General features: G+C 74.6%; 9 protein-coding genes, 1 pseudogene and 1 riboswitch. Of the genes and pseudogenes, 5 read left to right on the top strand and 5 right to left on the bottom strand.

All coding sequences use genetic code 11. The annotated features are described in order from the left end of the window. Positions 1–249, top strand: a pseudogene (locus ACIRQ9_RS24945) (hypothetical protein); the annotation flags it as partial. After that, positions 246–734 (top strand): Pycsar system effector family protein, encoded by a 489-nt coding sequence (locus ACIRQ9_RS24940; protein WP_404177454.1) that lies wholly within the window; start codon positions 246–248, stop codon positions 732–734. The pseudogene ACIRQ9_RS24945 and the gene ACIRQ9_RS24940, both read left to right, overlap by 4 nt. Before the next feature lie 10 nt (positions 735–744). Here the strand turns inward: ACIRQ9_RS24940 and ACIRQ9_RS24935 are convergent, their stop codons facing one another. The 5 genes from ACIRQ9_RS24935 to thiO all read right to left on the bottom strand — a co-directional run bounded on the left by ACIRQ9_RS24935 (position 745) and on the right by thiO (position 5847). Continuing rightward, positions 745–1623, bottom strand: coding sequence for a deoxyribonuclease IV (locus tag ACIRQ9_RS24935; protein WP_404177451.1), 879 nt, complete (start codon positions 1621–1623; stop codon positions 745–747). Between the two features lie 34 nt (positions 1624–1657). Then, positions 1658–3583 carry a Stk1 family PASTA domain-containing Ser/Thr kinase gene (gene pknB, locus ACIRQ9_RS24930; RefSeq protein WP_404177448.1) on the bottom strand — a complete coding sequence of 642 codons (1926 nt, stop codon included), beginning with the start codon at positions 3581–3583 and terminating at the stop codon, positions 1658–1660. Positions 3584–3682: 99 nt separating this feature from the next. Continuing rightward, complete coding sequence (locus ACIRQ9_RS24925; protein WP_404177445.1) at positions 3683–4477, bottom strand: thiazole synthase; 795 nt, start codon at positions 4475–4477, stop codon at positions 3683–3685. Between the two features lie 3 nt (positions 4478–4480). Continuing rightward, entirely contained in the window at positions 4481–4681 is a 201-nt protein-coding gene (gene thiS, locus ACIRQ9_RS24920; RefSeq protein WP_404177442.1) for a sulfur carrier protein ThiS, read from the bottom strand. Next, positions 4678–5847: a glycine oxidase ThiO gene (gene thiO, locus ACIRQ9_RS24915; protein ID WP_404177439.1), complete on the bottom strand. Its 1170-nt coding sequence runs from the start codon at positions 5845–5847 to the stop codon at positions 4678–4680. The genes thiS and thiO overlap by 4 nt, the downstream gene beginning before the upstream one ends. Next, a riboswitch (TPP riboswitch) is annotated at positions 5845–5956 on the bottom strand. Its footprint overlaps the gene before it by 3 nt. A gap of 128 nt (positions 5957–6084) precedes the next feature. On the opposite strand from thiO, the gene ACIRQ9_RS24910 reads away from it, so the two are divergent. The 3 genes from ACIRQ9_RS24910 to thiE all read left to right on the top strand — a co-directional run bounded on the left by ACIRQ9_RS24910 (position 6085) and on the right by thiE (position 8468). Next, the gene (locus ACIRQ9_RS24910; RefSeq protein ID WP_404177436.1) at positions 6085–7323 is read left to right on the top strand and encodes an NAD(P)/FAD-dependent oxidoreductase; all 1239 of its coding nucleotides are present in this window, start codon (positions 6085–6087) and stop codon (positions 7321–7323) included. 98 nt (positions 7324–7421) lie between these two features. Next, on the top strand, positions 7422–7787 hold the full coding sequence (locus ACIRQ9_RS24905) for an Rv2175c family DNA-binding protein (RefSeq protein ID WP_404177433.1): 366 nt from the start codon (positions 7422–7424) through the stop codon (positions 7785–7787). A 33-nt stretch (positions 7788–7820) separates the two neighbouring features. Next, on the top strand, positions 7821–8468 hold the full coding sequence (gene thiE / locus ACIRQ9_RS24900) for a thiamine phosphate synthase (protein WP_404177430.1): 648 nt from the start codon (positions 7821–7823) through the stop codon (positions 8466–8468). Positions 8469–8553 lie beyond the last annotated feature (85 nt).

Here is an 8553-nt window from a genome sequence, read left to right as displayed (position 1 = left end):
CACCAGATCGACGACCAGGTCCAGGCCCTCATCGACTTCAGCCGCACGGTCTCCACCGGCGTCTTCCCGAACGGCCTGCCGCAGGCCCCGACCTCGCTGCCCATGCCGCCCATGCCGTCCGCGCCGCCGCTGCTCGCGGCCGACGCGCCGCTGCCGATCCCGCCCGCGCCGCCGCTGCCGCAGGTGGACGCGGTCCCCGGAGAGGGCACGGGGGTGGAGGACGACTCCAGTCCCGAGGCGCGCCGATGACCCGGGCCGATCCCGACGCGGCCGCGCACTACGTCGCCGAACGGCTGCTGCTGACCGTGCGCGAGGACGTGGGCAGGGCGGACGTGAAGGCGTCCGTCCTGCTCTCCGGCGCCGTGGCGGTCCCCGCCCTGGTCCTCGGGCGCGGGACGCCCGGCGTCGCCGGTCCCGCCGCGGTCTTCCTCGCGGCGGGCGCGGTGCTCTGGGCGGCGGGCACGCTGCTGCTGCTCGCGGTGATCGTGCCGCGCACCCGCACCGTCCGTGCGGCACCGGGCCCGACATTCTACGCCGACGCCCTCGCCGCCGCCGACCCGGAGGCGCTGCGCGGCGCCGCCGCCGCGGCCGGCGCGGACCGGGTGGGCTGGCTGCTCACCCAGTTCCAGGACGTCAGCGTCATCCTCTCGGCGAAGTACCGGTGGCTGCGCGGGTCGATGGTGCTGCTCGGGGCGGGACTGCTGCTGGCGGCGGTGCCGCTGGCGCTGGGCTGAGCGGGCGCCGTCAGGCCGTGCGAAGCCGCTTGAGGCGCTCGACGTCGGCGGCGTGACCCTCCTTGCCGCCGGGCGTCTCGATGATCAGCGGGACGCCCTCGGTCGCCGGGTGGGTCATCAGCGCGCGGAACGGATCCTCGCCGATGTGCCCGGAGCCGATGTTCTCGTGCCGGTCCTTGTGCGCGCCCACGACGTCCTTGGAGTCGTTGGCGTGGATCAGCTTCAGCCGTCCCTCGCCGACGGTCGAGACCAGCAGGTCCAGCGTCTGGTGCATCCCGCTCGGCCCGGTCAGGTCGTGGCCGGCGGCGAAGACGTGACAGGTGTCCAGACAGACGCCCAGCTTCGGGTGGGCGTCCAGCGCCTCGAAGTACGGCCCGAAGTCCCAGGTGCGCGAGCAGAGCGAGGCGCCCTGCCCGGCGGTGGACTCCAGGAGCAGGAACGGGTCGTCGTCGTGGGTCAGCTCGTCCAGCAGCGGCAGCAGATACGCCCGTACCTGCTTGAGCGCCACCTCCCGGGACCGTCCGCCGGTCGCGCTCCCGGTGTGCACCACCACGCCGAGCGCGCCGATCTCCCGCCCGCGCCGCAGCGAGTGCCGCAGCGACTGCACCGACCTCTCGGCGGTCGCCTCGGTGTGCGAACCGAAGTTGATCAGGTACGGAGCGTGCACGTACGCGGGGACCGACTCCGCGGCGCAGGCCTCGCGGAACGCCTCGTCCTGCCGCGGGCTGCCCGCCGGAGTGGCCCAGCCGCGCGGGTTGGCGACGAAGACCTGCACGGTCTCGGCCTTCAGCTCACGGGCGTAGGACATCCCGACCGAGTGCAGGCCGCCGGCCACCGGGACGTGACCGCCGACGGGGTTGCGGGGGAGCGGGGGCGGGAGGCTGTTCACCCGTCCAGGGTGTCACGCCGCGCGCCGGCGGCCGTCACCGGATGGTGATGGTGATCGTCGACCCCTTCGGCGCCTGCTTCCCGGCGTCCACCGACTGTCCCTTCACGGTGTCGCCGAACAGCCCGAGCAGCCCGCGGTCCTCCTTGACCTCGAAGCCGGACTGCTGCAGCAGCTTGGTCGCGTCGTCGACGCTCGCCCCGACCACGTTCGGCACCTCGGCCGTCTCCGGGCCCTTGGAGAGCGTCAGCGTCACCGTGTCGCCCTCGGCGGCCCGCGCGTCGCCCGCCGGGGTCTGCCGGGCCACCTGCCCCTGGTCGTGCTCGGAGGTGATCTCGGTGGCCGACACGGTCACCTTCAGCCCGGCGTCCCGCAGCTCCTGCCGCGCGTCGTCCAGGTCGTCGCCGGTGACGTCGGGCACGTCCACCTGCGCGCCCCTGCTGACGACGAGCGCGATCGCCGTCCCCGCGTGCCGCTTGGTCCCGGCGCCCGGGTCGGTGGAGATCACCGAACCCCTGGCCACGTCGTCGCTGAACTCCCGCGTCACCATGCCCGGTTCCAGCCCGGCGGCCTTCAGCAGCTCCCGGGCGCGGGCCTGCGTCCGGCCCTGCACGTCGGGCACGCCCACCGACTCCGGGCCGTCCGAGACGGTGAGCGCCACCGAGTCGTTGCTGCGGATGCGCCTGCCGGCCGCCGGGTCGGAGCTGATCACCGTTCCCCGCTTCACCGTGTCGCTGTAGGCGTGCTCGACCTTCCCGATGCCGAGCCCGGCCTCCTTCAGCTGCGCGGTGGCCTGCGCCTCGGTCTTCGACAGCAGCGGCGGGACCTTGGTGAACTGCCCGGAGTTGATGTACCAGATCCCGGTGCCGGCGCCGAGGAGGACCAGGACGGCGACGACGAGGGTCACCACCCCGCCCCGGGACCTGCGGCGGGTTCCGTGCCGGCCCTCGGGGACCGGCGGCGCCTCGAAGCGGCTGGTCGTCAGGACCCGGTGGTCCGGCTCGCCGGCCGGCGGCGGCGCAGGCACCGTGAGCGAGCGGGGGATGACGCTCGTCCGGTCCTCGGCTATGTCACGCGCGGCGGCGAGCGCCTGGGGCGGTACGGCGTCCAGCTGGTCGTCCCGCAGCGCGGCCCGCGCCCGGCGGACCAGCGCCAGCAGCGCGACGGCGTCGTAGGGCCTGGCCCCGGGATCGCGGGCGGTGCCGTGCGCGACCAGCTCGTCCAGCTCGTAGGCCAGGCCGGGCACGGCGGCGGAGGGCGGCGGCACGTCCTCGTGGAGGTGCTTGTAGAGGATCACCGCGGGCGAGTCCGAGTCGTGCGGCTTCTCCCCGGTGAGCATCTCGTACAGGACGACACCGCACGCGTACACGTCGACGCGGGGATCGGCGGCGCCGTTCTCGATCTGCTCGGGCGCCAGGTACGACACGGTCCCGAGCACGGCGCCGGTGCTGCTCGTGACGGTGTTCACGGACCGCACCAGCCCGAAGTCGGCGACCTTGACCCGCCCGTCGTCGCCTATCAGCACGTTCTCGGGCTTCATGTCCCGGTGCACGAATCCGGCGCGGTGCGCGGCGCCCAGCGCGGCCAGCACCGGCTCCAGGATGTCCAGCGCGGCCCGCGGCTGCAGCGCGCCGCGCTCGCGCAGCACGTCACGCAGGGTGCAGCCGGCGACGTACTCCATGGCGAGGTACACGTACGGCCCGTCGGTGCCCTGGTCGAAGACCTGGACGACGTTGGGATGGGCCAGCCGGGCGACCGACTTGGCCTCCCGGATGAATCTCTCCACGAAGGATCCGTCGGCGGCGAGCGCCGGATGCATCACCTTCAGCGCGAGTATCCGGTCCAGCCGGACGTCCAGGGCCCGGTAGACCGTGGCCATCCCACCGACGGCGATCCGCGCGTCGACGCGGTAACGGCCGTCGAGCACCTGCCCGACCAGGGGGTCCTGAAGCGTCGTATCCACCCCGCGAGTGTACGAGCCGCAGCCGAAACCCCCACAGGTGAGACAGATTTCCCCATGGACTTGCAGCGCAGCTGTGACGCACCCGGCACGGGCCGCCGGTCAGAAGGCGGGCCGCTCGGGGTCCAGGACGGCCCGGCCCTCGGTGGGGGAGGACGCCTCCGCGAAGTGCCGGAAGGGGATCCGGCCGGCCAGTCGGGCCAGCCGTCCCGCCTCCACCCCGGCCCGCATGGCGGACGCCATCCGCTCCGGGTCCTGGGCCCGGGTCACCGCCGACGCCAGCATCACTCCCGCGCAGCCCAGCTCCATCGCCAGCGCCACGTCGGAGGCCGTGCCGGCCCCCGCGTCCAGGATCACCGGCACGCGCGCGTGCTCGACGATCAGCCGGAAGTTGTGCGGGTTGCGGATCCCGAGGCCCGACCCGATCGGCGACCCCAGCGGCATCACCGCCGCGCACCCGACGTCCTCCAGCCGCCGGGCCAGCACCGGGTCGTCGTTGGTGTACGGCAGCACCGTGAACCCGTCGTCGACCAGCGTCTCCGCCGCGTCGAGGAGCTCGATCGGATCCGGCAGCAGCGTCCGCTCGTCGGCGATGACCTCCAGCTTGACCAGCGAGGTCCCGAGCGCCTCCCGGGCCAGCCGGGCCGTCAGCACCGCCTCCCCGGCGGTGAAGCACCCCGCGGTGTTCGGCAGCACCCGGATCCCCAGCCGCTCCAGGACCGACAGCACGGATCCCCGCACCCCCGGGTCCACCCGCCGCATCGCGACGGTCGTCAGCTCGGTCCCGGACGCCACCAGCGCCCGCTCCAGCACCTCCAGGCTGGGCGCACCCCCGGTCCCCATGATCAGCCGGGACGAGAACGCCGTCCCTCCGAGCACGAACGGGTCGTCGGCCATGGCTCAGCCTCCCTGTACGGCGGTCAGGACTTCCACGCGGTCACCTTCGGCGAGCGCCGTGCCCGGCCACTCGCCGCGCGGTACGACGGTCTCGTTGACCGCGGCGGCCACCCCGGACGGCGCGGCCGTCAGGGACCTCACGAGCGTGTCGAGAGCGGTGCCGGGGTCGATCTCCCGGCGCTCCCCGTTGACGGAGATGTTCATGCGGTCTGCTCCAGGAGTGCGCCGGGGACGGGGCCGAAACGCTTCGGCGTGAACGGGCGGGCCTCTTCCGGCAGCTCCCCGCCGGTCAGCACCTCCGCCATCACGTCTCCCGTGACGGGGGTGAGCAGCACCCCGTTGCGGTGGTGCCCGGTGGCCAGCAGCAGCCCGTCCAGGCGGGTCGGCCCGAGCAGCGGCGCGTTGTCGGGGGAGCCGGGGCGCAGCCCGGCCCGGGTCTCGGTCAGCGGCAGCTCGGTGATGCCGGGCACCAGCTCGTGCGCGTCGCGCAGCAGCTCGTACACCCCGCCCGCGGTGACCGTGGTGTCCCAGCCCAGTTCCTCGCTGGTCGCGCCGACCACCAGCTCGCCGTTCTCCCGGGGCACCAGGTAGAGATGGCCGCCGCGCACCACGGCCCGCACGGTCCGGCTGAGGAACGGCGCGTACCGGGCGGGCACGGTCAGCCGCAGCACCTGCCCCTTCACCGGCCGCACCGGTGGCAGCACGTCCTCGGGCACTCCCGCCAGCCGCCCGCTCAGGCTGCCGCCGGCGAGCACCACCCGGTCCGCGGCCAGCCGTTGCCCCGCGCGGGTGACGGCGCCGGTGGCCCGCTCCCGCACCACCGCCAGGCGCTCGGCCCAGTCGCGGTGGAAGACCACCCCGGCCCGCTCGCACGCGGTCACCAGCGCGGCCGCCAGCCGGCGCGGGTCGATCTGGTGGTCGCCGTCCACCCGCAGCCCGCCGCGCACACCCGGCGCCAGCATCGGCTCCAGGCGCCTGCACTCCCGCCCGGACAGCCAGACCGAGTCCAGCCCCGACCGCTGCTGGAGGGCGTGCAGGTCGCGCAGGTGCGCGCGGTCGTCGGCGTCCAGCGCGACCGCGAGCGTGCCGCAGCGCCGGTAGCCGAGGTCGTGGCCGGTCAGCTCGGTCAGCTCGGCGGCGAAGCCGGGATAGCGGCGGGCGGAGGCCAGGTTGAGCCCGAGCAGGGTCTGCTCGCCGTGGTGCAGTTCGGTGACCGCGGCCAGCATCCCCGCCGCGACCTGCGCGGCGCCGCCGCCGGGCGCGGGGTCGGCGACGGCGGTGGCGAGCCCGCGCTGCGCGGACCGCCAGGCCGTGACCAGGCCGATGATGCCGCCCCCGATGACGAGGACGTCGGACGTATGTGCGGACATGGGCGTCCAGCCCCTCCCTTCGCCGGCATGACCCGGATCAGGTTCGTACGGTCGGAGGCCGCCAGCCTCCCTCTCAGCCCGGTGCGTCCGGGCTCCCGCGTGTGCTTCCCGGCCACCCTAGCCCGCGCCGCCGCGCCCTCGTAAGACGGCCTGCCGGGCGGTGTGGAACAGGTCACTCAGCACGCCCGCTGACTGACTCTTTGTCAGGTGTCTATCGTTCTTGTCTATGGTGATCACGTGAGCGAGCAGACGCAGCGACGGAGCACGTCACAGACGCGACGCGTGGTCGTCGTCGGCGCGGGCATGGCCGGGGTGCAGACCGCCGTGGCCCTGCGCGAACAGGGCTTCGCCGGCACGGTGACCCTGATCGGCGCCGAACCGCACCAGCCCTACGACCGGCCGCCGCTCTCCAAGGCGGTGCTGCTCGGCAAGGCGGAGGGCTCCGCCTTCGAGGTGGACTTCGAGACGCTCGGCATCGAGCTGGCGCTGGGCCGCGACGCGCTCGGCGTGCGCCCCGCCGACCGCGAGCTGGACACCGAGGCCGGCCCGGTGCCCTACGACGTCCTGGTGCTCGCCACCGGCGCCGAGCCGGTCACGCTGCCGGGCACCGAGGGCGTGCCCGGCGTCCATCTGCTGCGCACCCTGGACGACGCCGAGCGGCTGCGGCCCGTGCTCGCCCGGCAGCACGACATCGTGGTCGTCGGCGCGGGCTGGATCGGCGCCGAGTTCACCACCGCGGCCCGCGAGGCGGGCTGCGCGGTGACCGTGGTGGAGGCCGCCGACCGGCCGCTCGCGGGAGCGCTCCCGGCCGAGGTGGCCGCGCCGATGGCCGCCTGGTACGCCGACAGCGGGGCCGACCTGCGCACGCACACGCGCGTGGCGCGCGTCGAACCCGGCGCCGTGGTGCTCGACGACGGCTCGCGGGTGCCCGCGGGCGCGGTCGTGGTCGGCATCGGCGCCCGTCCCGCGACCGCCTGGCTGACCGGCTCCGGCATCGGCCTGGGCCGGCACGGCGACGTGCTCGCCGACGACCGGCTGCGCACCGGCGTCCCGGACGTCTACGCGGTCGGCGACTGCGCCTCCTTCCCGTCCGGCCGCTACGGCGAGCGCCTGCTCGTCCACCACTGGGACAACGCCCTGCAGGGCCCGCGCACGGTGGCCGCCAACATCCTCGGCGAAACCGACGCGGTCTACGACCCGGTGCCGTACTTCTGGTCGGAGCAGTTCGGCCGGTTCGTGCAGTACGCCGGGCACCACGCGGCGGCCGACCGGCTGGTGTGGCGCGGCGATCCGGCGGGCCCGTCCTGGAGCGTGTGCTGGCTGCGCGAGGACCGCCTGGTCGCTCTGCTGGCGGTGGGCCGTCCGCGTGACCTGGCGCAGGGCCGCCGCCTGATCGAGGCGGGACGCCGGATGGACGCCGAGGCGCTGGCCGACCCGGCCCGCCCTTTGAAGAACGCGACCGCGGAGCCCCGATAGCGGCGGTGGGGGAGGAACGGCGCGGCGGGCCACGGCGCCGCCGCGTCCGGACGACCACCGATCGCACCCGGCCCGCCCCAACGCCTACCCTTGACCCCGTGACCGAGATTGACGCAAAGACCGATGCTCTCGTACCCGCCTGGCTCACCGTCCCCGACATCGCAGAGATGCTGGACATCGATGTGACGCGCGTGCGGCAGCTGGTCAAGGAGGGCCAGCTCATCGCCGTCCGCCGTGGTGAGAACCGGGCGCTGCACGTCCCCGCCGCCTTCATCGACGGGGACAAGGTGGTCAAGGGCCTGTCCGGGACCCTGACGCTGCTGCGGGACGACGGCTTCACGGACGAAGAGATGCTGGAGTGGCTTTTCACGCCCGACGAGACCCTGCCCGGCACCCCCGCGCAGGCACTCAGCGAGAATCGTGGCACGGAGGTGAAGCGCCGCGCCCAGGCGCTCGCCGTCTGAGAAAGGCCGTACCGACACCACGGGGGACACCGCATGACCGACACCGCCCGCGCCCGGCTGGCCGACGCCCGGCTGTACCTGTGCACCGACGCCCGTAAGGAGCAGGGCGACCTCGCCGCGTTCCTGGACGCGGTCCTGGCGGGCGGTGTCGACATCGTGCAGCTGCGCGACAAGGGCATGGAGGCCGGCGAGGAGCTGGAGCACCTCGCCGTGTTCGCCGAGGCATGCGCCCGGCACGGCAAGCTCCTCGCGGTCAACGACCGCGCGGACGTCGCCCACGCGGCCGGCGCCGACGTGCTCCACCTCGGCCAGGGGGACCTGCCGGTCCCGGCCGCCCGGGCGCTCCTCGGCCCCGACGTCCTGATCGGCCGCTCCACGCACGCCGACGCCGAGGCCGCCGCGGCCGCCGCCCAGGGCGGCGTGGACTACTTCTGCACGGGTCCCTGCTGGCCCACCCCCACCAAGCCCGGCCGCCACGCGCCCGGCCTCGGCCTGGTGCGGCACACCGCCGCCCTGGGCACGGACCGTCCCTGGTTCGCCATCGGCGGCATCGACCTGGGCAACCTGGACCAGGTGCTGGACGCGGGCGCCCGGCGGGTGGTCGTGGTGCGCGCGCTCACCGCGGCTAAGGACCCGGGCGCCGCCGCCGCCGAGTTCGCGAAGCGGCTGCGGTCGGCGTAGCGGTCCGGTCCCGCCCGGCCGTCCGGAAATATGTCCAGTATCCGGACACGGGACCGACAATCCCGGGCGAATCTCCCGAGTCCGG

The organism is Streptomyces sp. NPDC101237 (assembly GCF_044767465.1).
Taxonomy (GTDB): domain Bacteria; phylum Actinomycetota; class Actinomycetes; order Streptomycetales; family Streptomycetaceae; genus Streptomyces; species Streptomyces gramineus.
Note: the sequence above shows the minus strand (reverse complement) of the source record. Positions and strands in the feature narration are given on the sequence as shown.